Raw genomic sequence first — 23,035 nt, 5'->3', positions numbered from 1 at the left:
CCGCCGCGCGGCAGGGCTCCTTCCGATTTGGAATGACCCGAAGACTTTATTTCGTTTGCGACAGACCCGGGCTGGCGGCTTAGATAAAAAACACCCGCCTTTGTCGAGTCCCGGATTCATGAGCCACGCCAGCATCAGCCAGTCGATTTCCATCGTCCACCCCATCAGCCTCAGCCACGGCAGGAACGCCGAAGTGTGGGACACCACGGGCAAACGCTATATCGACTTTGTCGGCGGTATCGGCGTGCTTAACCTCGGCCATTGCCACCCGCACGTGGTGGAGGCGATTCGCGAGCAGGCGACCAGACTCACGCACTACGCCTTCAACGCCGCGCCGCACACGCCTTACATTGAGCTGATGGCGCGCCTGAGTGAGTTCATCCCGGTGAGCTACCCGGTCAGCGGCATGCTCACCAACAGCGGTGCGGAAGCTGCGGAGAACGCCTTGAAGATCGTGCGCGGAGCCACCGGCCGCAGCGCCGTGATCGCATTCGACGGGGCATTCCACGGCCGCACGCTGGCGACTTTGAACCTCAATGGCAAGGTGGCGCCCTACAAGCAAAAAGTCGGCGTATTGCCTGGCCCTGTGTATCACCTGCCCTACCCCAGCGCCGACAACGGCGTGACCTGCGCCGAAGCGCTGAAGGCCATGGACCGCCTGTTCAGCGTGGAAATCGACGTGGATGATGTCGCCTGTTTCATCATCGAGCCGGTGCAGGGCGAGGGTGGTTTCCTGGCTCTGGACCGCGAGTTCGCCCAGGCCCTGCGACGTTTCTGCGATGAGAAGCGGATTCTGTTGATCGCTGACGAAATCCAATCCGGGTTTGGCCGCACCGGCCAGCGCTTTGCCTTTACGCGCCTGGGCATCGAACCGGACCTGATTCTGCTGGGTAAAAGCATCGCCGGTGGCGTGCCGCTGGGGGCGGTGGTCGGACGCAAGGCACTGATGGACAACCTGCCCAAGGGCGGCCTGGGCGGCACGTACTCCGGCAACCCCATCGCCTGCGCGGCGGCGCTCGCCACCCTGGAGGTGATGACGGACGCACATCTGCAGGCCTGGGGCGCGCAGCAGGAGGCGGCGATTGTGAGCCGCTACAGCGCCTGGCGTGCGCAAGCGCTGTCGCCCTACCTCGGGCGCCTGACCGGCATCGGCGCCATGCGCGGTATCGAACTGGCCAACGTCGACGGCACACCGGCGCCCCGGCAATTGACGCAACTGCTCGGCCTGGCGCGGGACGCCGGGCTGCTGCTGATGCCCAGCGGCAAAGCGCGGCACATCATCCGCCTGCTGGCACCGCTGACCACTGAGCCGCACGTGCTGGAGGAAGGGCTGACTGTCCTTGAAGCCTGCTTCAAGCAATTGGATTGATCCCACACGGTCGGCAGCCTTTCGTCGCGATAACGGCGTTGTGCTGCCTTGACCTGACTCCCCCACCCCTTGAAAATGCGCGACGCTTTTTTGTCCTCGTTTATTGAAGTAGTGAAATTTTAATGTCCGATTCCTACACCGCAGAATCCGTGGCCGCCTTGGCCTCCAAAGCTGAATACGAAAACGCCATCAATCTTTCACAGCATGTGCCAGCGGCCAAATCCATCAGCGAGATGGTGCTGGATGCGTTCCACACCTCCAAGGAGAGCGACCAGATCCGCGAACTGCGCGTCGCCATCCGCCAGGCCCACGACGCGTTCGACGACGACAAGGCCTACGACCTGATGGGCCAGCTCAAACAACTCAAGGACGCCGAAGCCGCCGACAACCTGGCCTTGGAAGACTTGAGCAGCAAATTCTCCATCAGCCGCATCCTGTCCAGCTTCAAGGACGATCCCGAGTTCCAGGAGCTGGTCTACGGCCTGGCCCTCAAGGTGTTGAACCAGACGCACCAGGCCATCAGCAACCCGAGCGCCGGCAAGGGCAAGGCGGCACGCGCCAAGAAAGACGCCGACGTGTTCGTGATCAGCAAGGACGGCGCCAGCGTCACCCTGCCACTGCGCACGCCCCGCTCCAGACTGAACGTGGACCGTGAAGCGTTCGAGTTCCTGGGGTTCAGCTTTGTGGGGGAAGGGGACGAGGCCGAGCTGCAAAGCGAGTCGTTCACCGACAACAACGGCGCCGAGTTGCCGGTCACCCGCAAAAACGTGGTGAGCGCCCTGCAGCAGAAGACGGCGTTTGATGGGTACAGCATCGCGCAGCAATAACCCTTCACCTCAGTGAGGGAAGGAGCACCGCCCTTCCCTCGTGGGGCTTGCGCTAGACCCGCGCGGCAAACACCTCGCGAAAGCGCGCCATCTCCTGCTTGCTCCCCACCGTCACCCGCACCCATTGCGGCCAGTTCTGCCACACCCGGCCGATCAGCACGCCCTCGGCGGCGAGCTTTTCGATCACCTGCTGCGCGGGCTGCCTGACGTCGATCATGAAGCAGTTGCTCTGCGAGGCGGTGCAGGTGTAGCCACGGCCCTTGAGCCAAGCCACGGTTTCATCGCGCAACCGCGCATTGAGCGCCTTGCGCTGGGGCAGCACTTTGACGTCTTCCAGGCTGGCAAGGCCGCCAAGCAGCGAGGGACCCGCCGGCACATTGTCGCCGCCAAACACCGCCAGCCGCTCCAGCAGCGCCGGGTGGCCGATGGCCAGGCCCAGGCGTGCGCCGGCCATGCCGTAGATCTTCGAGAAGGTGCGCAGCACCAGCAGGTCGTCGTGGTCCTTGACCCAGCTGACCACGCTGGGGGCGTCGGCGAAGTCGATATAGGCTTCGTCCACTACCAGCACGCTGCCTTTGGGTTTATTCGCCAACGCGTCGCGGATGGCCTGGGTCGGGGTGAGGGTGCCGGTAGGGTTGTTGGGGTTGCACAGATAAAGCATGCCGGCCTGAGGGTCGGCGGCGAGCATGGCGCGGATATCGTGGGCATGATGGGCGTCGAGGCTCACCTCCCGCACCGGCGCCTTGTGCGCTTCGGCGGCCTGGCGTGGTACTTCATAGGACGGCGTGGCCATCACCAACCCACGGGTATCGCCGGTGAACGCCAGCACCGCATAACGCAACGCCGCCATGGAACCTGAGAACACCGCCACCTGTTCTTCGGCAATGCCCTGCTGCCGTGCGAACAGCGCCGCCAGGGCGTACATGTGGTTGTAGGGGTAGCGCCCGGTAGTGGCGATGCCACGCTGCATGGCTTCGCGGGCGGCCAGGGCCGGACCGTAGGGGCTTTCGTTGTAGTTGAGCCGGACCTTATCGGCCTTGGCCTGCGGCGTCGCGGCGAGCGCCCAGTCCAGGCGTCCCAGCAATGGCAGGGCGGCGCTCAAGGCGAGAAGGGATCGACGACTCACGCTGACCATGGTGACTACTCCTTGTAGGCGGGTGATGGATTCGCACAGTGCGTACAGAGGGGTATGACGAGATAAGCGTGGGCAGATTTAACCCGGCGCGCGATAACCGCGCATCACTGGGGGGCGCCGGTCGAGGGAGCCGTGGGCGCCCTCTCCCGCAACGGAGCCGGATCGGGCCTATTGGAGCTGTAACTTGTGCTTGAGGCTGTGCATGACCTGCGCCTTGTTCTGCAGGTAGTCATTCAAGCCTCGGGCGCGCAGATTGCAGGCATCGCATTGGCCGCAGCCCGTGCCGATCACGCCGTTGTAGCAGGTCAGCGTCTGTTCGCGCACCAGCTCGAGTTGGTGGTGGTAATCGGCCAGCGCCCAGGTTTCGGCTTTGTTCAGCCACATCAGCGGGGTGTCCAGGCGTACGTCGTACTCCATGCCCAGCTTGAGCGCCTGATTCAGGGCTTTGACGAACTCATCGCGACAGTCGGGGTAGCCCGAGAAGTCGGTTTCGCACACCCCGGTAATGACGGTCTCGGCCTTGACCTGATACGCGTAAATCGCCGCCAAAGTCAGGAACAGAATATTGCGCCCTGGCACAAAAGTGCTCGGCAGGCCATCGCCGGAGCTGTTCACGCTGGGCACCGGAATGTTGTCGCGAGTCAGGCTGCTGATGGCCAACTCGTTGAGCAAGGACACATCCATCACTTTGTGCACCGTGGCGCCCAATTGCGTGGCGAGCCGGCGGGCCACTTCGATTTCGGCGACATGGCGCTGGCCATAATCGAACGTAATGCAGTGCACTTCGTCATACAGCGCCAGTGCCTGGATCAGGCAGGTCGTCGAGTCCTGCCCGCCGCTGAACACCATTACGGCTTTTTTACTCATCGCTGTGCTTCCTGGATGCGTGGAATGGGGGATAGTTTAAAGGCCATGCCATAAAAAACCCCGCGCTTCTTGCGAAGGCGGGGCCTTTTACTGCTCGGACCACTCAGTGGGCGTAGGTCAGCAACAGCTCTTTCGGCACTTGGAAATCCAGGGACATCATCACGCTCAGCGCGGTGATGGTGAAGATCGAGAACACGAACAGCTTACGCGCCCAGACGGTGTCATCCACCGCCTTGTAGCCGGTCCAGGCCATGTACAACCAGTACATGCCCATGGCGGCGGCGACGGCGAGGTAGCTCATGCCGGCGTAGCCACTGAAGGTCAACATCAAGGTCGCCACAAGGAAGGCCAGGATGTAGAGCAGGATGTGTTTCTTGGCCACCTGGATGCCGCGTTTTACCGGCAGGACCGGAATCGACGCAGCCAGGTAGTCATTGAAGCGGAAAATCGCGATGGCGTAGGAATGCGGCATCTGCCACAGGCTGAACATCACCAGCAGCACCAGCGCGGCCATGTCGAAGCTATTGGTTACAGCCACATAACCAATCACCGGCGGCATCGCCCCCGATAGACTGCCCACCAGCGTGCCGTGAACCGACTTGCGCTTGAGGTACAGGCTGTAGAGGCCGACGTAGATGACAAAGCCGATCACGGCAAACAGCGCCGCCAACGGGTTGGCCACCTTGTACAGCAACACCACGCCCGCAACACCCAGGACGGTCGCGAAAATCAGCGCCAGCTTCAGGGAGATAAGGCCCTGGACCAGCACGCGATTCTTGGTGCGTTCCATCTTGATATCGATGTCACGGTCGATGCAGTTGTTGAACACACAACCGGAAGCTACCACCAGGGACGTGCCGATCATTGCAGCCAGGAAGATGGCCAGATCGACATGTCCCTTGGAGGCCAGGAAGAAACCGCCCGCCACAGAAAGCACGTTACCGAAAATGATCCCCGGTTTGGTGATTTGGATAAAGTGCTTAAGCGACATCGGGTCTTACCTCACTTCGCCATCATGTAGGTGTGGATGCTGAACATGATCCACAGCGACAGGCCAACCAGCAGAACGATCACCAGGCCGGCGAACACGAACGCAATCACGTTCTCGCGCTGGGCTTCGGAGCGGTCCAGGTGCAGGAAGTACACCAGGTGCACCAGCACCTGGATAACCGCGAACGCCAGGACAATCATCAACGTGATCGACTTCGGCAGGGTGGGGTACATCACCAGGCCGAACGGGATCAGGGTCAGGATGACCGACAGGATGAAGCCGATCGCGTAAGACTTTACGCTGCCGTGGCTTGCATCGTGGCTGTCATGGGAGTGTGCATTAGCCATTACAGAGTCCCCATCAAGTAGACGACGGTGAATACGCAGATCCAGACCACATCCAGGAAGTGCCAGAACAGGCTCAGGCAGCTCAGGCGAGTCTTGTTGGTGTTGGTCAGGCCGTGCTTATTGACCTGATACATCATCACCGCCATCCACAGCAGACCGGCCGAGACGTGCAGACCGTGGGTGCCGACCAGCGTGAAGAACGCCGACAGGAAACCGCTGCGGTGCGGACCGTAGCCTTCGGAGATCAGCAGGTGGAACTCGTTGATCTCCATGCCGATAAAGCCCAGGCCGAACAGGAAGGTCAGGGCCAACCAGCTCAGTACGCCTTTCTTGTTGCCCTTGTAGAAGGCCAACATGGCGAAGCCGTAGGTGATCGAACTGAACAACAGCAAGGCGGTTTCGCCGAGCACGTAAGGCAGTTCGAAGATGTCGTGGCCCGACGGGCCACCCGCTACGTTGTTTACCAGTACCGCGTACACCGCGAAGATCGACGCAAACAAGATGCAGTCGGTCATCAGGTAGAGCCAGAAACCGAAGACGGTCATTGGCCCCGAGTCGTGGTGATGGTCATCGTGCCCATGGTCATCGACATGGGCGTGTCCAGCATTGGTCACTAAGTTCGACATGGTTTAAGCCTGTTCCAACGAGGTTTCTACACGGTTGGCCGGGATTTTCTTCTCGGCGACCAGGCGAGCGTGCTGCTCGGCTTCGATGCGTTCGATCGTTTCGACCGGCACCATGTAGCCTTGATCATCACGTGCGGCGTGGACGATGAAGTAACCGATGGTACCCACCAGGCTCACGATCGCCAGCCACCAGATGTGCCAGATCATCGCGAAACCGAATACGGTCAACAGCCCACCCATCACCACGCCAGTGGCGGTGTTGCTTGGCATGTGGATCGGTTCGTAGTGCTTAGGCTTCTGGTACGCAGTACCGTCTTCCTTGGCTTCGGTGAACGCATCGATGGTGTTCGCAGTCGGGATCACGGCGAAGTTGTAGAACGGTGGTGGCGACGAGGTCGACCATTCCAGGGTGTGGCCGTTCCATGGGTCGCCGGATTCGCACATGTTCTGCTTGCGATCACGCACGCTGACATACAGCTGGATCAGCTGGCAGGCGATACCCACCGCAATCATCACCGCACCGAACATGGCGACGTACAGGTACGGCACCCACTCAGGGTTGGTGGTGGCGTTCAGACGACGGGTCATGCCCATGAAGCCCAGTGCATAGAGCGGCATGAACGCGACGAAGAAGCCCGAGATCCAGAACCAGAATGCAGCCTTGCCCCAACCTTCGTGCAGCTTGAAGCCGAACGCTTTCGGGAAGTAGAAGCTGAAACCGGCGATGTAACCGAATACCGCACCACCGATGATCACGTTGTGGAAGTGCGCGATCACGAACAGGCTGTTGTGCAGCACGAAGTCAGCACCCGGGATGGCCAGCAGTACGCCGGTCATGCCGCCGATGGCGAAGGTCACCATAAAGCCCAGGGTCCACAGAACCTGGCTGGTCATGCGCAGACGACCGTGGTAGATGGTGAACAGCCAGTTGAATAGCTTCACCCCCGTCGGGATGGAAATCAGCATCGTCGCCAGGCCGAAGAAGGCGTTGACGCTGGCCCCCGAACCCATGGTGAAGAAGTGGTGCAGCCACACCATGAAGCCCAGTACCGAAATTGCGCCCGATGCGTAGACCATCGAGTGGTGACCGAACAGGCGCTTGCCGGTAAAGGTCGAGATCACTTCGGAGAAGATACCGAACGCTGGCAGGATCAGGATGTACACCTCAGGGTGACCCCATGCCCAGAACAGGTTCACGTACATCATTGGATTGCCACCAAGTTCATTGGTGAAAATGTGGAAATCCAGGTAACGGTCAAGCGACAGCAGCGCCATGGTAGCGGCCAGGATCGGGAACGAAGCCACGATCAGGACGTTGGCCCAGGTGCAGGTCCAGGTGAAGATCGGCATGTCCATCAGTTTCATGCCAGGGGCGCGCATTTTCAGGACGGTGGCCAGGAAGTTGACCCCCGTAAGCGTCGTCCCGAGCCCTGATAACTGTAGAGCCCAGATGTAGTAGTCCACCCCCACGCCAGGGCTGTACTGAATGCCCGACAGCGGCGGATAAGCAACCCAACCGGTCTTGGCGAATTCGCCGACGCCCAGGGACACGTTGATCAGCACCACGCCGGAAACCAGCAGCCAGAAGCTCAGGGAGTTCAGGAACGGGTAGGCCACGTCACGCGCGCCGATCTGCAGCGGCACTGCCAGGTTCATCAGGCCGGTGAAGAATGGCATCGCCATGAAGATGATCATGATCACACCGTGGGCGGTGAAGATCTGGTCATAGTGTTCAGGTGGCAGGTAGCCAGGCGAACCCTCGGTGGCCATGGCCAACTGGGTACGCATCATAATGGCGTCGGCAAAACCGCGCAGCAGCATGACCATGGCGACGATGATGTACATCACGCCGATTTTCTTGTGGTCGACCGAGGTCAACCACTCGGTCCACAGGTAGGTCCACTTCTTGAAGTAAGTGATACCCGCGAACAGTGCCAGACCACCCAACGCGATCATGGCGATGGTCACCATTACGATCGGCTCGTGGAACGGGACCGCATCCCAACTTAATTTACCAAACATCGTTTACTCCTCTGCCCCAGCAGTTGAATGCGCGCCCGTCTCAGAACCTTCAACCACGGCCACTTCTTTCTTCTCGTGCTTGACCGGCTTGCCTGGCTTCATACCTTCGTACTTGTCGACGATTTTCTGAAACAGGTTCGGCTCGTACGAGGAGTACAGCGCGACAGGGTTGTTCTGGCTTGGTTTGGCCAGGGCGTCGTATTCAGCTTGATCAAGCTGTTTAGGTGCGGCCTTGACTTCGGCTACCCAGGCGTTGAAGTCTTCCTGGCTCGTCGAGATCGCTTTGAATTTCATGCCGGTAAAGCCAGCGCCGCTGTAGTTGGCGGAGATGCCTTCCATTTCAGCTTTCTGGTTGGCGATCAGGTGCAGCTTGGTCTGCATGCCTGCCATCGCGTAGATCTGGCCGCCCAGGGCTGGGATGAAGAACGAGTTCATCACGGCGTCGGAGGTGATCTTGAAGTTCAGCGGAGTGTGCTCCGGGAAGCGGATCTGGTTAACCGTGGCGATACCCAGGTCCGGGTAGATGAACAGCCACTTCCAGTCCAGCGCGACCACTTCGATATTGATCGGCTTGGCATCCGATTCCAGCGGACGGTACGGGTCCAGCGCGTGGGTGGACTTGTAGGTCACATAACCCAGGGCAATGATGATGAGGATCGGAACCAGCCACACCGCGATTTCGATCTTGGTGGAGTGCGACCACTTCGGCGCGTAGGTGGCGCTGGTGTTCGACGCGCGGTATTTCCAGGCGAAGGCGAAGGTCATGATGATCACAGGGACCACGACCAGCAGCATCAGCAGGGTGGCGGTGATGATCAGGTTTCGTTCATCCAGACCGACCTGTCCTTTTGGGTCGAGCAAGGTCCACTTGCAGCCTCCCAGCATTAACATCATGCCAAGCAGCGGCAAAAAGCCTAGTAATCGGGGGTACCTGTTTTTACTCATCTCACGACCTCTAAAGCAGCTTGCGCAATGCAGTTGGGTTTTGATCGCCAACACTTCACCCTGCCAAGGGTTGGCATTTCTCTTCGATTGAATAAGAGCCTGCTCGCACGCCATCACTGGACGATTTGCGAACCTGCGGTGAGTTCTTATTCGATTTCGTGGCTAAAGGCCTTGTTACAGACCAATTCCATTTGGTGCGGATAGTTGAAAGGCTGCCGGAACCTGGGGTCGCACAGAGCCATCCATCTGCCCCTCGACCGCTCCAATGCTCAAATATTGAACAGCACCGGACATTCAGTGCGGGCGATTGTAGTTAGCTAGCGATGTATAAACCATGTCTTATAAAGAAATAATTTTTATCGAAAGCAGCAATAATCCTTCACCAAAATTGCAAAGGTCGGGGATCTTATCGCGTTCAATTCGCCACAAAAACCACAAAAATTGCCGTGTTATAGGGCAAACCGCCACAGCCCTTACCCTGTGCAAGGGTTTGGTAAACCGTTGCAAGTCCCCATAAAACAAGGCATTCGGACATCACCCAATGCTGCGCGCCGCGCGTGATTCTTGGCGTCGGCCAAACGATGAAGTGACAGCACATTTTGGCGGTTTGGTGCAAATTTAAGCGAGGCTGTGGCGGGTCAGAAACGTCCTGCGGCGACTTCCGTGTGACAACATGTCGCACACTGTGCGCACCTAAAATTGTCCGACGTCACGTCGTCTTCACAAAAGGCCAGCTGCAAAAAAAGCCCCGGCCTTCGGTGAAGAAGAACGGGGCGTTTTCAACCATCGGTTCAGGCGTTGCGTCGACGATTGCGATAGATGCCCAGCGGCACCAGGATCACGGTCAGCACAAATGCCACCAGCGCCCATTGGGCCAGGGACAGACCCAGGATCGGCGGGTAAGGCGTGCTGCAGAAGCCATCGACCTGGAAGCCCAAGGGGAAAACCTTGGCCAGCGGCAGATCGTCGACAATCGGTTGCAGCACATCGACGCCGCAACTGACCTGCGGGAAGAACTGGGTGTACACATGATGCCCGGCGGCGGCCACCCCACCCAAGGCGCTGAGGACCACCAGGCCTTCGAAAAACGTGATGGCGCCCTTGGTGCGCATGGCGGCGCCGATAAAGGCAAAGATCGCGATCAACAGCAAAGCGTAGCGCTGCAGAATGCACAGCGGGCACGGCGCCTCGCCGAGCACCACCTGCATGTACAGCGCCCCGCCGATCAACGCCAGGCAGATGATGCCCAGCAACACCAGAAAGCGCCGCTCCCTGCCTAAACGCAATTCGTCACTCATCCCGGTTTTCCCTTTGTTTGGTTGTGGCTCTGGCCGCAAGTTTACACACAGGGAGTGGTTTAAACAGAGACGGGTTAACGGCGGATTAATCGCGAGAAATGGAAAACCAAATGTGGGAAGGGGGCTGGCCCCGATGAGGGTGTGTCAGCTGGCTGATGCACCGCTATCGGGCGCAGAGGTATCGGCAGAGATATCTTCACATCTTCGCTGTAAACAGAAAGTGACGTTCTTGTAGTGAGCGGGCTTGCCCCGCGCTGGGGCGCGAAGCGGCCCCACTCCAGGCGATGTAATTTCACCTGACACACCGAGGTGCCTGGGTTTGGGGCCGCTTCGCAGCCCAGCGCGGGGCAAGCCCGCTCACCACGGCAGGCCCCTCCCACACTGTTGACCTTTAGGTCCTATTCCAAGGCAGCGGCCGGGCCGAAGAATTCGTAGCGGCTTTGTTTTTCGGGCACACCCAGGGCCTTGAGGTGACGCTTGATCGCGGCCATGAAGCCTTTCGGGCCGAGGAAGTAGGCGTCGATATCACGTTGCTCGGGCAACCACGCCGCCAGTTGGTCCTGACTGAGCAGACCAACGTTGTCCGCTGCCGGGCTCACGCCGTCGTCTTCGGCATAGCAATAGAAGCGCTTGAGCTGCGGGTGCCTGGCCGCCAGGGCATCCACCCACTCGCGAAACGCGTGCACGCCGCCGTTGCGCGCGCAGTGAATGAAGTGCACCGGGCGCTCGGTGGCCAGGGCCGCTTCGAGCATCGGCAAGGTCGGCGTGATACCGACGCCGCCGCTGATCAGCACCAGCGGCTTGGCGCTGGCGGCCAGGGTGAACTCGCCCGCCGGCGGGAACAGGTCGATGGTGGCACCCACCTGCAATTGATCGTGCAGGTAATTGGACACCCGGCCGCCGGCTTCGCGCTTGACACTGATGCGGTACTGGCCGCCATCGCTCAGTGCCGAAAGGGAATAGTTGCGGCGTACCTCTTCGCCGTCCAGCACCAGCGTCATACCGATGTATTGGCCGGGCGCCGCCGCCAGGATCGGGCCGTTATCCACCGGGGCGAAATAAAAGGACGTGATCTCGGCGCTCTCCTCCGCCCGCTTGACCAGCGTGAACGGCCGCGCACCGCGCCAGCCGCCAGGGGCCTGGGCTTTCTCGTCATAGATGGCCGCTTCGGCGCCGATCAGGATATCCGCCAGTTGGCCGTAGGCCGCGCCCCAGGCATTCATCACCTGTGGCGTGGCGATCTCACTGCCCAGCACTTCGGAAATCGCCCGCAACAGGCAGGCGCCTACGATCGGGTAATGCTCCGGCAGGATCTGCAAGGCCACGTGTTTATTGATGATCCTGGCCACCAGATCGCCCAGTTGATCCAACTGGTCGATATGCCGCGCGTACATCAATACCCCATTGGCCAGGGCACGTGGCTGATCGCCGCTGGCCTGGTGGGCCTGGTTGAACAACGGGCGAACTTCCGGGTATTCGGACAGCATCATGCGGTAGAAATGGGTGATCAGCGCTTCACCGCCACTTTCCAGCAGGGGCACGGTGGATTTGACGATGGCACGGTCTTGGGCGCTAAGCATGAGAGCCTCCAGGGCTTCTTTAAAGTTAGCCTTAGACAGTCAGCATTCATGCCAACTTTAAAATCGTTAATTTTCAATGACTTAGAACTCAAGTAGTCAGTATGACTTCTTACAGGATAAAGTTATAAGGACTACAAGGAGTCATTATGACTGCACACTCGCTGCTCACCACCCTCCTGCCCCTGGTGGCCGATCTGTCCCGCGATCTGCCCGAGGGCGAGCGCTACCGGCGCCTGCTGCAAGCCATGCGCGCCCTGCTGCCCTGCGACGCCGCCGCCTTATTGCGCCTGGACGGTGAAGCGCTGGTGCCGCTGGCGGTGGACGGCCTGAGCACCGACACCCTGGGCCGACGTTTCAAGGTCAGCGAACACCCGCGTTTCGCGGCGCTGCTCGCCAGCCCCGGCCCGACCCGCTTCGACAGTGACAGCGAGTTGCCCGACCCTTACGACGGCCTGGTGGAAGGTCTGCACGGGCACCTGCAGGTGCATGACTGCATGGGCTGCCCGTTGTTTGTCGACGACCGCCCCTGGGGCCTGTTGACCCTTGACGCGCTGGACACCGAGCGCTTCGAACGCGTCGAACTGGACGCTCTGCAAGCCTTCGCCAGCCTGGCCGCCGCCACGGTCAACGTGGCCGAACGTATCGAACGCCTGGCCCTGCGCGCCGAAGACGCACACCAGCGCGCCGAAATCTATCGCCAGGCCAGCGGCCAGCAGCACAAGGAAATGATCGGCCAGAGCAAAAGCCACAAGCGTCTGGTGGAAGAAATCAAGCTGGTGGGCGGCAGCGACCTGACGGTGCTGATCACCGGCGAAACCGGGGTGGGCAAGGAATTGGTGGCCCAGGCGATTCACGCCGCCTCGCCGCGCGCCGACAAACCGCTGATCAGCCTCAACTGCGCGGCCCTGCCGGAAACGCTGGTGGAAAGCGAGCTGTTCGGCCACATACGCGGCGCCTTCACCGGCGCGCTGAACGAGCGCCGGGGCAAGTTCGAGCTGGCCGACGGCGGCACCTTGTTTCTCGATGAAGTGGGCGAACTGTCGCTGACGGTGCAGGCCAAACTGCTGCGCGTGCTGCAAAGCGGCCAGTTGCAGCGCCTGGGGTCGGACAAGGAACACCAAGTGGATGTGCGCCTGATCGCCGCTACTAACCGCGACCTCGCCGATGAGGTGCGCAACGGCCGCTACCGCGCCGACTTCTACCATCGCCTGAGCGTTTACCCGCTGCAAGTGCCGGCGTTACGCGAGCGCGGCCGCGATGTACTGCTGCTGGCCGGTTTCTTCCTTGAACAGAACCGGTCACGCATGGGCCTGGGCAGCCTGCGCCTGACCAGCGATGCCCAGGCGGCCCTGCTGGCCTATAACTGGCCAGGCAACGTACGGGAGCTGGAACATTTGATCGGACGCAGCGCACTGAAAGCGCTTGGAAACTGTCGCGAGCGTCCGAAAATTCTCAGCCTGAGCGCCACCGACCTCGACCTGCCCACCGTCAGCGCACCACCGATTGAAACCCCGCCCGCACTGGCGCCCCTGACCGGCGACCTGCGCCACGCCACCGAAGACTATCAGCGCCACCTCATCAGCGCCTGCCTGGAACGCCACCAGCACAACTGGGCCAGCACCGCCCGCGAACTGGGCCTCAACCGCGCCAACCTCGCCCGCCTGGCCAAGCGCCTTGGAATAAAATAACTCGGTGAAATGAGGGGGCAAGTCTTGATGCCAGTCAGATCCACCCCAGGCAATGACTATCAAAAGTGGGAGGGGGCAAGCCCCCTCCCACATTTTGGTCCGGTCCAGGGCAGAAATTCACTCACTGATTCCTTCACTGACGGGCATTAGGACTTGCCGCCTGCCACCTGGTCAGACTGTTCTCGCCTTCAATACCGGGCTTACACCCTTAGGCTTACGAAACACCAACACATTCCCCGCCATCACCAAGCCCAACCCCACCAACGCCGGCGCGGTCCACTGATAGCCCTCGGCAAACGCCGACACATTCAACGCCACCACCGGAAACAGCACCGTGCAATACGCCGCGCGCTCCGGCCCCATACGCCCGACCAACGTCAAATACGCCGTAAACCCAATCACCGACCCCGGAATCACCAGGTAAGCCAAGGCACCGATATATCGCGCACTCCAATCCATCTCGAACGGAACCCCTCGGACTACGCACCAGGTCGCCAGCATCGCCGCGCCATACGCCATGCCCCAGGCGTTAGTCGTCAGCGGCCTGAGCCCGGCCTTCTGCTGCAGGCTCGACAACAGATTGCCGGCCGAGAAACACATCGTCCCCAGCAAGGCCAACCCCAAGCCCAGCAGGGTCTGCGGGCTGGCGGTGTGCCCCACCAGCTCCGGCCAGAACAATAACCCCAAACCCGCCAACCCAAGGCCACCGCCCATCAGCACATTGCGCGCCACGCGCTGGCCGAAAAATACCCGCGCGTTCAACGCGTTCCACAGCGTCGCCGTGGAAAACACCACCGCCACCAGCCCGCTGGGGATCCATTGGCTGGCCGTGAGAAAGCACATGAAGTTGACGCAAAACAGGCACAGCCCCTGGGCCAGGCAGATCAAGTGCCCGCGCCGGTTCATCACCTGCAGCTTGCGGCTGAGCAGCAGCAACGCAAACAACACCAACGCCGCCAGGCCGAAGCGATAAACGATGGACACGGGAATCGCTACCACGCCCAGTTGCCATTTGAGGGCGATCCAGGTGGTACCCCAGATCAGCACGGTGAGTAAATACAGAAAAAGGTTCATAACAGGCTCCATCGATTGAGCCCCAGTGTCCTCCCCAAACCACGCTGCGCTCTTGCACATTCTTGCGCTTTTGTCGGGCGAGCCGCGCACAGCACCGGCATCGCGGAGTACGATGCAGGGCGTCGGAGAGTACACGCCATGCCGGATCTGCAATCGCTGCAAGTCTTCCAAGCCCTTCACCGTTCGCCCCACGCGCGCCTGGAGGCCTGCGCCGAGCTGGGTGACGGCCTTGCCGCGGCCTTGTGGAGCAACCACCACGATTCCCAGGATTACCAGGCGCCAGGCCATCACACCCTGTCGTGCTATGTGGGCGGCGGCACCGGCACGTTTCGGCGCGACCGACCCGACACCAAGGGCGGCCCCGACAAGCTGTGCATCCTGCCCGCCGAGCATCAGTCCGGGTGGGTGATCAACGGCGAGATCCGCCTGGCCCATGTGTACTTCAGCCCGGAACAATTCGCCCTCGGCTGCGTGACCCTGCTCGACCGCGAACCGCGCACCTTGCAGTTGCAGGAGGGTACGTTCCTGGAGGACCCCAGCCAGGCGCGCCGCTTCCACCAGTTGATCGCTCTCGATTGGCAGGAGCCCGCCGAGCGTCTGCTGACCAGCAGCCTGGCCCATGAGCTGCTCAGCCACACTTTGCTCAACCAAGTGGGCCTGCGCGACGGTCTGCGCTTGAAAGGTGGGCTGGCGCCGCATCAGCGCCGCTTGTTGGTGGACTACATCGACTACCACCTGGAGGCGCCGCTGAGCCTGGGGCAATTGGCCGGGCTGTGTGCACTGTCGGAATACCACTTCGCGCGAATGTTCCGCCAAAGCTTCGGTCTGCCGCCCCATCAATACCTGCTGGCGCGCCGCCTGGCCCGAGCGCAAAGCCTGTTGCGTGGCGGCACCCTGCCCCTCGGCGAGATTGCGCTGATGTGCGGTTTCTGCAGCGCCAGCCATTTTACCCGCCGCTTCGGCCAGGCCATGGGCGCCACGCCTGGAGAGTATCGCCAGGCCTTCCGCACCTAAGTCATCAACCCCAGGGTTTTGGCCTTGGCCACGGCCTGGGTGCGCCGCTCCACCCCGAGCTTGCTGTGGATGCGTCGCGCGTGGGTTTTGACGGTGTGCAGGGAGATAAACAGGCGATCGGCGATTTCCAGGTTGGAATTGCCCAGGGCTATCAACTGCAGCACTTCCAACTCGCGCTGGCTGAGTGGGTTTTGCACCGTGCCCGGCGTCGACGCCTGCGGCTCCAACCCCAACTCGCTCAGCAGCCCCGGCGAACGCAGGCGCAGTTCGCGAATGGCTTGCTGCACCTGGCAGCGCGCGGCCAGTTCCAATCCGGTCTGCAGTGAACGACGCGCCAGCCCGGCGTCGCCCAGTTGCCAGGCGACTTCACCCAGCACCAAGTGCAACTCGGTTTCCAGGCACAGCATGCCGCGCTGATGGGTGGCCTCCAGCAGCGCTTGCAGGCGCGCCAGCGGCTGTTCGGCGCAACCCAGTTTCACCTCGGCCAACACCAACAGATATTCAAGACGCGGGATCAGTTCCAGGGTGGCCGGCGGCGCTTGTTTGGCCTGGGGCCCGCGAAAGTGACGCAACACGCGGCGCAGCGCTTCGACGGTCAACTCGGCACGCCCCTGCTGCAACCAGAAATGCCCGCTGACCAGCAGCAACACCGCGCGGTACACGGTGTCCGGCACCTGGCGTTGCTGCATCAGCCGTTCGGCCTCGCGCAGTTGAATGAACGCCTGGGCGTAATCGCCACGGTTGGCCGCCAGCAGCGCCAGGCCCAGAAACCCATAAAGCACGCGCTTGTCCTGACTGTGCAGGCACATCGGCAAGCCTGTCTCGAAACACTCGGCGGCCAGCGCGTCCTGCCCCTGCCGCAGCGCCAGGTGCCCGCGCCGCAGGGCAATGCGCCCGACCAGCGGGCCGGCCTTGAGCCGCTGCTTGAGCAGCATCGCCTGCATATGTTCGAGCAGGCTCTGGGCCCGGTGCGGCGCGCCGCGCTGTTCGAGCAATTGGGCGTGATCCAGTTCCAGCAGCGCCTCCAGCAGCAATGAGCCATGGGCACGCGCCAGGCACAATGCTTCGCGGTTCAGGGTTTGCGCCACGTTCAGCTCACCACGCAACAGGGCTTGCTGGGTGAGCCCTGACAGGCACATCAGGCGCGAAGTCCAGGCACTGTCGGGCAAGGCTTGTAACGCTTCGAGGAAATGCGCGCGCGAACGCTCGGCGTCCCCTCCCAAGTGCAGCAACCAGCCCCACTGGGCCTGCCAGCGTGCCAACAAGTGCCGCTGCCGGGCCGCCGTCGGTTGCGGAGCGAAGCGTGCGAGTTGGTCGATGCACACGGCGGCCTGCTCGAAGCGCCCGGCAAACAGCAGGGCCGCCGTCACCAGCCCCACCAACTGGGCCGAACCGAGCATCAGGTCATCGCCATGCTCCGCGTGCAGGCGCAACAGCAGCAACGCGTTCTGCTGGCGGAACAGATCTTCGAAGCTGAAGTGCTGCAACAGGCTGACCGCCACCTCATATTCTTCGGCCAACAGCGCCTGTTCGAAGGCGGCTTGCCAGTCCTGCTCGGCGGTGAACCATTGGCAGGCGCGACGGTGCCACGAGCGCTTGGTCGGCCAGGGTTCGTCGCGCATCAGACGCGCCAGGGGCGGAAAAACCTGCAGCCAGTCGGTGTCTTCCCACGGCTGGATAAAGGCGCCAAGGGCCAGCAGATCGCGCAGGTACTGATCACCGTCGCCGGCCCCGAACAGGTGTTCGCACAGCCCTGTATTGAAGCGCGGCAGATGGGCCAGCACGCGCCAGGCGTCGGCCAGTTCGGGCGGCAGCACGCTGAACAGTTCGTGTTGCAGGTAGTCGAGCAGGGTTTTGTCGGGGTGCCCGTCGCCCAGCAGCGCGATGCGTACACCGGCGCACCAGCCGGCGCTGAACTGCAGCACGTCCTCGACGGACTGCCCTGGCGCATGGCAGAGCAGCGCCTGGATTTCCCCGGCGCGCAACGCCAGTTCCGCACCGCATTCGAGCAATTCATCGTCGAGCAGCAACCGCGGCCAGTTGCACGCCGGCCGCCGCCGCGCGCCCAGCCACCAGGTCAGCGCCGGGCTGCCGGCGGTGAGCAGGCGGTCGAGCAAGGCATCGGTCTCGGGCATGGGCCAGCGGCAGAAATCATCAAGGAACAACCACGCCGGAGCTTGCCAGCGGCTCAAGTCCTGCAGCAGTGTGGCTTCATCGGTAAAGGGCATGCCAAGGGTATGCGCCAGGCGCTGGCACAATTGGAAGGGGCTGAGGGCCACGCCATTGAGGGGCAGCCAGTACACCTGATACCCCACGGGCGCCTGCAACGCACATTCGGCGAGCAACGCGCTCTTGCCGCTGCCGCCAGGCGCACACAACAACCTGACCCGCGCCACAGACGCCAGCAACGGCTCGGCCAGGCGTGGGCGCAGCAGATGATGGGCGGACAGCCGAGGCATGAATCCAGGACGGTCCAGGCAGCGAGTCATGGCGGTCATTGCTGCATCCTGCGTTTTTATTGTTATGCAACCTGACGCTTACCCTAGACCTGTGACGGGCGATAGTTGAAGAAGTATTCAGCAGGGTGATTGAAGGCCATGCACAAAACCCAATGTGGGAGGGGGCTAGCCTCCTCCCACCTTCGATCCGGGATCAGCGCACGCCTTCCGCCCGCAACGCCGCCGGCGTGTAGTCCGCCGCCTTGGCCGCAAACCCGAACACGAAGCTGCTCTTCTCCTCGTTTTTCATCCCCAGCGCGATATAACGCCCGGCGATCAAGTCATACAGGGTCTCCACGGTGTACGCCGGCACCTGATGGTCGTAGTAGAACTGTGAATGGCCTTCGGCGACCCGCCACAGTTGGCCACGACCGTCATAGTGATCCACCAGCGCGACTTGCCAGCTGTCCTCGTCGATGTACATGTGGCGCTTGGCATAGATGTGCCGCTCGCTCGGTTTGACCGTGCCGACCACTTCCCACACGCGGTGCAGCTCGTAGCGGGTCAAATCCTGATTAATGTGGCCGGCCTTGATGATGTCGTCGTACTTGAGCGACGGCGAGTCGAGCTTGTAGCTGTTATAGGGGATGTACATCTCTTTCTTGCCCACCAGCTTCCAGTCATAACGGTCGGGCGCACCGGAGAACATGTCGAAGTTGTCGGTGGTGCGCAGGCCGTCCGACGCGGTGCCCGGCCCGTCATAGGACACCTGCGGGGCACGCCGTACGCGGCGCTGACCGGCGTTGTAGATCCATGCCAGGCGCGGCTCCTTCACCTGGTCGAGGGTTTCGTGCACCAGCAGCACGTTGCCCGCCAGGCGCGCCGGCGCGGTGACCGATTGCTTGAAGTAACTCAACACGTTGGCCGCCTTGGCCGGGTCGATATCCGGGATGGCCTGGGGCACCGCCACTTCTTCCTCGAAGCGGATCGGCGTGTAGCTGCCGTTGGTCTGTGGGGTGGCCTGGGTGATGATGCGGCGCAGGTTGCCGCCGTGGTAGCGGGTGATGTGGTTCCACAGCACTTCCACGCCGTTCTTGGGAATCGGGAATGCGTAGTAGCGATTGCCGGTGAAGTTCTCCAGGCCATTGCCGTCGTTGATCGCCTTGACGTTCAGCGCGCTGCGCTTGATTGACTCGTAGATATCCGGCGGCAGGTTGACCGTACGGTGGCTGGGGTAGACCGGGATCTTGTAGGTCTCGGGGTAGCGCTTGAACATCGCCACCTGGCCGTCGGAGAGTTTGTCCTTGTACTTGTCCACCGTGGCGGCGGTGATCACGAACAGCGGTTTTTCACTGGCGAATGGGTCGGCGAGGAAGCCTTTGCTGTCCACCGCGCCGGCGTTTTTAGGGATGCCGCCGGTCCAGGCGGGGATAGAGCCATCGGCGTTACCGGCCTTCTCGGCACCCACCGGGGTGAGGGTGGTACCAAGCTTGGCGGCCTCTTCCGGGGAAACCGCTGCCCATACGTTGGCGGCCAACAGGCTGAGGGCCAACACTGCAATTGTCTTACGCATACGTTCTTGTCCTTCTTTAAGCCAAATCAGAAGTTCACGCCGAAGCTGAGGGCGAGGAAGTCACGGTCGGTCAGGGTGTTGTAGTCGCCGCCGAAGAAGTCGGTGTAACTGAGGCTGGCGGTGTAGGTGCTGCGGTAGTCGGCATCGACGCCCACGCTGATGGCCTTGGCGCCTTTGTTGAACAGCCCGTTGGGGCCGTAGCCGGCAACGTCATGGGACCAGGACAGGTTGGGCTTGAGGTTCACCCCGGCGATCGCGTTGTTGTAGTCCAGGATTGCCCGCGCGCGATAACCCCAGGACGTGGATGTAACGAAACCGTCGGTATCGCCCTGGAATCCGTAAGCGCCGTACACCGAGTCGCGGCCGTAACGCAGCTTGGATTTATCTTCCAGGCCAGCCACGTGGACGACAGCGGCTTCGCCCACTACGGTCAACCGTTCGGCGCCCAGCACCTGGTCGAAGAACTGAGTCATGGAGCTCTGGATCTGGGTGATTTCCTTGCGACGGTAGCCGGTATTGTCATCCCCGAAGTTGCTGCGTATCGGCGAGGCCGCTTGCCCGGCGACCGGATTGATCAAGGCCAGGGTCAGATCGGTGGTGTTCAGTTGCACCGGCGCATTCGGTCGGTAGCTGATTTCCCCGGTCCAGGCCGTGCCGGTGGGCAAGGTCGTGGAGAAACTGGCACCGAACAGGCGGATGTCTTCCGGGTAGTCGAGGTAGTACTGGCCACGACCGAGCATCACGCTCTGCACCAGGCCTGCGCCTGAGCCGGGGGCCAGGCGATTGGCGGCGCCGGCGATGGCGCCGAGGGTGGCCAGGCTGGTGTTGTTGGTGATAGTGCCCACGGTCGGCGTACGACTGTGGTAGTTCATGAAGTACAGGCCGTACTCGGTGTCGTCGCCCAGCCAGCGCAACGCGGCGCCGAACTGGCCGGAATCCCGCGCATCGCGGTCGCCGGCACGCCGCACGATCACGCCTTCGTTGACCACGCCAAAGCCTTGCCCGAACGCCGCCGCAACAGGTTGCAACGGGCGAATGGCGGGGTTGCCGACGGTGTAATTATTGGTGCAACCGTCCGCCGCCACGTCGCCGCCGAAGAAGGTGCCGCAGTTATCCAGCACGGTCTGGTCCCATTCCAGCTGATAGAAGCCTTCCACCGTGAGTTGATTGGTCAGGCTCTGGGAAGCGAACAGCATATTCACCGGGATCAGGCCTTCCTTGATCTCGGCGCCCGGCCGACGGAATGCCGAGACGTCGATCGGGTTGATGCTGTTGATGGAGTTGCCGATGAAAGTGCTTTCGCCCCAGCTGACCACCTGCTTGCCGGCGCGCACGGTGCCCGGCAGGTCGCCCAGGGAATAGTTGTGGTAGACGAACGCGTCGAGGATCTCTGCGCCGCTGGATTTGGCGCCTTCCTTACGGTTGTGGTCGCTGATTGGCTTGAATTCGCGGTCTTCGTCCTTGAGCTCGAAGTCATACCAGTACTTGCCGCGCACGAACACGCCGGTATCGCCGTACTTCAGTTCGAGGTCGTGCAGCCCTTTGAAGATTTTGGAGAAGGTCTCGCCCTTCTTGAAATTGAGGCGTCCGTCATCCCCCGTGGAAGCCTGGCCCGTACCGCCGTTGACGGTGCCGACCAGTTTCTTGTCGGCGTCGCGCATACCCCAGCTCGACCCCACCGACAACGACGAATCGAATTGCCCTTCGATCTCGCCAATGTTGAACGAAACAGCCTGCGCGTGGGCACAGCAACCCAACGCAACCGCAGCGGCCAGCGCCTGTGGCGTGAAGATGGCGCGCATTGTTGTTTTTGTCATGCGTCTTCCCCGGTGAGTGACAGAAGGCCCCACCCTACTGCCGCGCGTCAGGAGCGATAAGCGCACCAAGGAGGGATTCGTGCTGTCGCTCGAAAGGATGACAGGCCGCTCTGGCTGGGGTGCGGGCGGGGGCATGCGCAGGGTGGATGGAGGGTTATCAGGAGCATGGATGGCGCCATGGACTGTTGCCGGATCGGTAACAGTCCTTGTCCTGAAGCGCTATTACTCATCTTGTTACAACCAGCTATTCTTGTCGGGCTTTCAGGGCAAACCGCCCGCTTCCAAGTTTGGAAGACAAGCTGAGCTTCAATGGATTGATGTGTTTTTTCAATCCGTTACCGGTGTTCACTGACGTTGATTTGTTGCTCCTTGATCAAACGTCTTACTTCGGCCGCTGCCTTTGCAGCGGCCTTTTTTATGCCTGAAATAAAACGGGGCGCCATCAGCGCCCCGTAGGATTGACCCGCGTTCAGACAACGATCACAGGCTGTATTTCTGCAAGTTAGCCATCATCTCCTTCAACGCCTCGATAGTGTCCTTGGGGTGGGCGGCGCCTTCGAAGTCGCAGATCTGCGCCCAATGCGCCGCCACGTCGTCCGGCGAAAACCCGACCTCGGGGTCGAAGCCCACGCCCAGGCTGCGCTCCCAGCGGGTCTTGCCGATCCAGCCGCCGCCGACTTCGAACAGCCCCGAGGTTTCCTGGCAGGCTTCACTGCCCAGGTACACCACCAGCGGACTGACCAGCTCCGGCTTGAGGCGCTCGAATACTTGCGGCGGAATCAGGCCTTCGGTCATGCGTGTGGCGCCGGTGGGGGCGATGGCGTTGACCAGGATGTTGTTCTTGCGGCCTTCCAGCGCCAGGGTGCGGGTCAGGCCGTAGAGGCCAAGCTTGGCCATGCCGTAGTTGGACTGGCCGAAATTGCCGTAGATGCCCGAGGTGGACGCGGTGAAGATCACCCGGCCATAACTTTGCTCACGCAGATGAGGCCAGGCGGCGCGGGTGACTTTGTAGGCACCTTCGACATGCACCCGGTAAACCATGTCCCAGTCGCTGTCGTCCATTTTATGAAAGGTCTTGTCCCGCAGGATGCCGGCGTTGTTGACCACCACGTCGATACGGCCGAACGCATCGAGAGCGTTGTGCACGATCTTGTCACCGTCGGTGACAGAATCATGGTTGGCCTCGGCGATTCCGCCGGCCGCCCGGATCTCGGCCACTACGCGGTCAGCGGCCGACGCGCTGGCGCCCTCGCCCTGGGTGGAGCCGCCGAGATCGTTGACCAGTACCTTGGCGCCATGCCGGGCGAATAACAGCGCATGGGCACGGCCCAAGCCGCCGCCGGCACCGGTGACGATCACGACCTTATCCTGGAACTGCACTGACTCACTCATACCGAACTCCTAGGGCGACAATGGGGATGGCT

Annotated in this window: 19 protein-coding genes and 1 pseudogene; 6 read left to right on the top strand and 14 right to left on the bottom strand. The window is 61.6% G+C overall.

What is annotated here, in order from left to right:
• The first annotated feature begins 118 nt into the window (after positions 1–118).
• Together OSC50_RS03575 and OSC50_RS03570 are read left to right on the top strand one after the other, a co-directional pair.
• Positions 119–1,369 carry a 2-aminoadipate transaminase gene (locus OSC50_RS03575; RefSeq protein WP_181078728.1) on the top strand — a complete coding sequence of 417 codons (1,251 nt, stop codon included), beginning with the start codon at positions 119–121 and terminating at the stop codon, positions 1,367–1,369.
• A 122-nt stretch (positions 1,370–1,491) separates the two neighbouring features.
• Positions 1,492–2,196, top strand: coding sequence for a hypothetical protein (locus OSC50_RS03570; RefSeq protein ID WP_181078730.1), 705 nt, complete (start codon positions 1,492–1,494; stop codon positions 2,194–2,196).
• Between the two features lie 52 nt (positions 2,197–2,248).
• Here the strand turns inward: OSC50_RS03570 and ptaA are convergent, their stop codons facing one another.
• The 7 genes from ptaA to cyoA all read right to left on the bottom strand — a co-directional run bounded on the left by ptaA (position 2,249) and on the right by cyoA (position 9,129).
• On the bottom strand, positions 2,249–3,331 hold the full coding sequence (gene ptaA, locus OSC50_RS03565; protein ID WP_266246667.1) for a pyoverdine biosynthesis transaminase PtaA: 1,083 nt from the start codon (positions 3,329–3,331) through the stop codon (positions 2,249–2,251).
• A gap of 168 nt (positions 3,332–3,499) precedes the next feature.
• The gene (gene queC / locus OSC50_RS03560; RefSeq protein ID WP_253509301.1) at positions 3,500–4,198 is read right to left on the bottom strand and encodes a 7-cyano-7-deazaguanine synthase QueC; all 699 of its coding nucleotides are present in this window, start codon (positions 4,196–4,198) and stop codon (positions 3,500–3,502) included.
• A 103-nt stretch (positions 4,199–4,301) separates the two neighbouring features.
• Positions 4,302–5,189: a heme o synthase gene (gene cyoE / locus OSC50_RS03555; protein WP_003176002.1), complete on the bottom strand. Its 888-nt coding sequence runs from the start codon at positions 5,187–5,189 to the stop codon at positions 4,302–4,304.
• An 11-nt stretch (positions 5,190–5,200) separates the two neighbouring features.
• Positions 5,201–5,536, bottom strand: coding sequence for a cytochrome o ubiquinol oxidase subunit IV (gene cyoD, locus OSC50_RS03550; RefSeq protein ID WP_003176003.1), 336 nt, complete (start codon positions 5,534–5,536; stop codon positions 5,201–5,203).
• Positions 5,536–6,162, bottom strand: a complete 627-nt coding sequence (locus tag OSC50_RS03545; protein ID WP_024077337.1) for a cytochrome o ubiquinol oxidase subunit III — start codon at positions 6,160–6,162, stop codon at positions 5,536–5,538. The genes cyoD and OSC50_RS03545 overlap by 1 nt, the downstream gene beginning before the upstream one ends.
• 3 nt (positions 6,163–6,165) lie before the next feature.
• Complete coding sequence (cyoB, locus tag OSC50_RS03540) at positions 6,166–8,184, bottom strand: cytochrome o ubiquinol oxidase subunit I (protein WP_181078735.1); 2,019 nt, start codon at positions 8,182–8,184, stop codon at positions 6,166–6,168.
• A gap of 3 nt (positions 8,185–8,187) precedes the next feature.
• Entirely contained in the window at positions 8,188–9,129 is a 942-nt protein-coding gene (cyoA, locus tag OSC50_RS03535; RefSeq protein WP_181078737.1) for a ubiquinol oxidase subunit II, read from the bottom strand.
• Between the two features lie 27 nt (positions 9,130–9,156).
• Between cyoA and OSC50_RS26045 the strand changes: the two are divergent.
• Positions 9,157–9,446 (top strand): annotated as a pseudogene (locus OSC50_RS26045) (hypothetical protein).
• Positions 9,447–9,920: 474 nt separating this feature from the next.
• Here OSC50_RS26045 and OSC50_RS03530 read toward each other — a convergent pair.
• Together OSC50_RS03530 and hmpA are read right to left on the bottom strand one after the other, a co-directional pair.
• The gene (locus OSC50_RS03530; protein ID WP_181078739.1) at positions 9,921–10,427 is read right to left on the bottom strand and encodes a disulfide bond formation protein B; all 507 of its coding nucleotides are present in this window, start codon (positions 10,425–10,427) and stop codon (positions 9,921–9,923) included.
• A gap of 398 nt (positions 10,428–10,825) precedes the next feature.
• Positions 10,826–12,007 (bottom strand): NO-inducible flavohemoprotein, encoded by a 1,182-nt coding sequence (gene hmpA, locus OSC50_RS03525; protein WP_181078741.1) that lies wholly within the window; start codon positions 12,005–12,007, stop codon positions 10,826–10,828.
• Between the two features lie 146 nt (positions 12,008–12,153).
• On the opposite strand from hmpA, the gene norR reads away from it, so the two are divergent.
• Positions 12,154–13,695 carry a nitric oxide reductase transcriptional regulator NorR gene (gene norR, locus OSC50_RS03520; RefSeq protein WP_181078743.1) on the top strand — a complete coding sequence of 514 codons (1,542 nt, stop codon included), beginning with the start codon at positions 12,154–12,156 and terminating at the stop codon, positions 13,693–13,695.
• Positions 13,696–13,866: 171 nt separating this feature from the next.
• Here norR and OSC50_RS03515 read toward each other — a convergent pair whose 3' ends face one another.
• A complete protein-coding gene (locus OSC50_RS03515) occupies positions 13,867–14,769 on the bottom strand; it encodes a DMT family transporter (protein WP_253509307.1) in 903 nt (300 codons plus the stop codon).
• Positions 14,770–14,907: 138 nt separating this feature from the next.
• On the opposite strand from OSC50_RS03515, the gene OSC50_RS03510 reads away from it, so the two are divergent.
• A complete protein-coding gene (locus tag OSC50_RS03510; RefSeq protein WP_253509309.1) occupies positions 14,908–15,783 on the top strand; it encodes an AraC family transcriptional regulator in 876 nt (291 codons plus the stop codon).
• Here OSC50_RS03510 and OSC50_RS03505 read toward each other — a convergent pair.
• The 3 genes from OSC50_RS03505 to OSC50_RS03495 form a co-directional block, all read right to left on the bottom strand.
• Positions 15,780–18,281: a helix-turn-helix transcriptional regulator gene (locus OSC50_RS03505; RefSeq protein ID WP_266246674.1), complete on the bottom strand. Its 2,502-nt coding sequence runs from the start codon at positions 18,279–18,281 to the stop codon at positions 15,780–15,782. The two genes, OSC50_RS03510 and OSC50_RS03505, sit on opposite strands and share 4 nt — an antisense overlap.
• 154 nt (positions 18,282–18,435) lie before the next feature.
• Complete coding sequence (locus OSC50_RS03500) at positions 18,436–19,794, bottom strand: DUF1329 domain-containing protein (RefSeq protein WP_181078751.1); 1,359 nt, start codon at positions 19,792–19,794, stop codon at positions 18,436–18,438.
• Between the two features lie 26 nt (positions 19,795–19,820).
• Positions 19,821–21,611, bottom strand: coding sequence for a DUF1302 domain-containing protein (locus OSC50_RS03495; RefSeq protein WP_181078754.1), 1,791 nt, complete (start codon positions 21,609–21,611; stop codon positions 19,821–19,823).
• 79 nt (positions 21,612–21,690) lie between these two features.
• Between OSC50_RS03495 and OSC50_RS03490 the strand changes: the two genes are divergently transcribed.
• Positions 21,691–21,963: a hypothetical protein gene (locus OSC50_RS03490; RefSeq protein ID WP_266246676.1), complete on the top strand. Its 273-nt coding sequence runs from the start codon at positions 21,691–21,693 to the stop codon at positions 21,961–21,963.
• A 128-nt stretch (positions 21,964–22,091) separates the two neighbouring features.
• On the opposite strand, the gene OSC50_RS03485 is transcribed toward OSC50_RS03490, so the two are convergent.
• Entirely contained in the window at positions 22,092–23,003 is a 912-nt protein-coding gene (locus tag OSC50_RS03485) for an SDR family oxidoreductase (protein WP_181078758.1), read from the bottom strand.
• Positions 23,004–23,035 lie beyond the last annotated feature (32 nt).

This window comes from Pseudomonas quebecensis, assembly GCF_026410085.1.
Classification (GTDB): domain Bacteria; phylum Pseudomonadota; class Gammaproteobacteria; order Pseudomonadales; family Pseudomonadaceae; genus Aquipseudomonas; species Aquipseudomonas quebecensis.
The sequence above is the reverse complement of the archived record's forward strand: the minus strand, read 5'-3'. Positions and strand labels throughout refer to the sequence as shown.

What these genes read in the sequence shown, in the direction of transcription:
- OSC50_RS03575 (WP_181078728.1), top strand. Translation starts at nt 119, where the DNA reads ATGAGCCACGCCAGCATCAGCCAGTCGATTTCCATCGTCCACCCCATC.
- OSC50_RS03570 (WP_181078730.1), top strand. Translation starts at nt 1,492, where the DNA reads ATGTCCGATTCCTACACCGCAGAATCCGTGGCCGCCTTGGCCTCCAAA.
- ptaA (WP_266246667.1), bottom strand. Translation starts at nt 3,331, where the DNA reads ATGGTCAGCGTGAGTCGTCGATCCCTTCTCGCCTTGAGCGCCGCCCTG.
- queC (WP_253509301.1), bottom strand. Translation starts at nt 4,198, where the DNA reads ATGAGTAAAAAAGCCGTAATGGTGTTCAGCGGCGGGCAGGACTCGACG.
- cyoE (WP_003176002.1), bottom strand. Translation starts at nt 5,189, where the DNA reads ATGTCGCTTAAGCACTTTATCCAAATCACCAAACCGGGGATCATTTTC.
- cyoD (WP_003176003.1), bottom strand. Translation starts at nt 5,536, where the DNA reads ATGGCTAATGCACACTCCCATGACAGCCACGATGCAAGCCACGGCAGC.
- OSC50_RS03545 (WP_024077337.1), bottom strand. Translation starts at nt 6,162, where the DNA reads ATGTCGAACTTAGTGACCAATGCTGGACACGCCCATGTCGATGACCAT.
- cyoB (WP_181078735.1), bottom strand. Translation starts at nt 8,184, where the DNA reads ATGTTTGGTAAATTAAGTTGGGATGCGGTCCCGTTCCACGAGCCGATC.
- cyoA (WP_181078737.1), bottom strand. Translation starts at nt 9,129, where the DNA reads ATGAGTAAAAACAGGTACCCCCGATTACTAGGCTTTTTGCCGCTGCTT.
- OSC50_RS03530 (WP_181078739.1), bottom strand. Translation starts at nt 10,427, where the DNA reads ATGAGTGACGAATTGCGTTTAGGCAGGGAGCGGCGCTTTCTGGTGTTG.
- hmpA (WP_181078741.1), bottom strand. Translation starts at nt 12,007, where the DNA reads ATGCTTAGCGCCCAAGACCGTGCCATCGTCAAATCCACCGTGCCCCTG.
- norR (WP_181078743.1), top strand. Translation starts at nt 12,154, where the DNA reads ATGACTGCACACTCGCTGCTCACCACCCTCCTGCCCCTGGTGGCCGAT.
- OSC50_RS03515 (WP_253509307.1), bottom strand. Translation starts at nt 14,769, where the DNA reads ATGAACCTTTTTCTGTATTTACTCACCGTGCTGATCTGGGGTACCACC.
- OSC50_RS03510 (WP_253509309.1), top strand. Translation starts at nt 14,908, where the DNA reads ATGCCGGATCTGCAATCGCTGCAAGTCTTCCAAGCCCTTCACCGTTCG.
- OSC50_RS03505 (WP_266246674.1), bottom strand. Translation starts at nt 18,281, where the DNA reads ATGACCGCCATGACTCGCTGCCTGGACCGTCCTGGATTCATGCCTCGG.
- OSC50_RS03500 (WP_181078751.1), bottom strand. Translation starts at nt 19,794, where the DNA reads ATGCGTAAGACAATTGCAGTGTTGGCCCTCAGCCTGTTGGCCGCCAAC.
- OSC50_RS03495 (WP_181078754.1), bottom strand. Translation starts at nt 21,611, where the DNA reads ATGACAAAAACAACAATGCGCGCCATCTTCACGCCACAGGCGCTGGCC.
- OSC50_RS03485 (WP_181078758.1), bottom strand. Translation starts at nt 23,003, where the DNA reads ATGAGTGAGTCAGTGCAGTTCCAGGATAAGGTCGTGATCGTCACCGGT.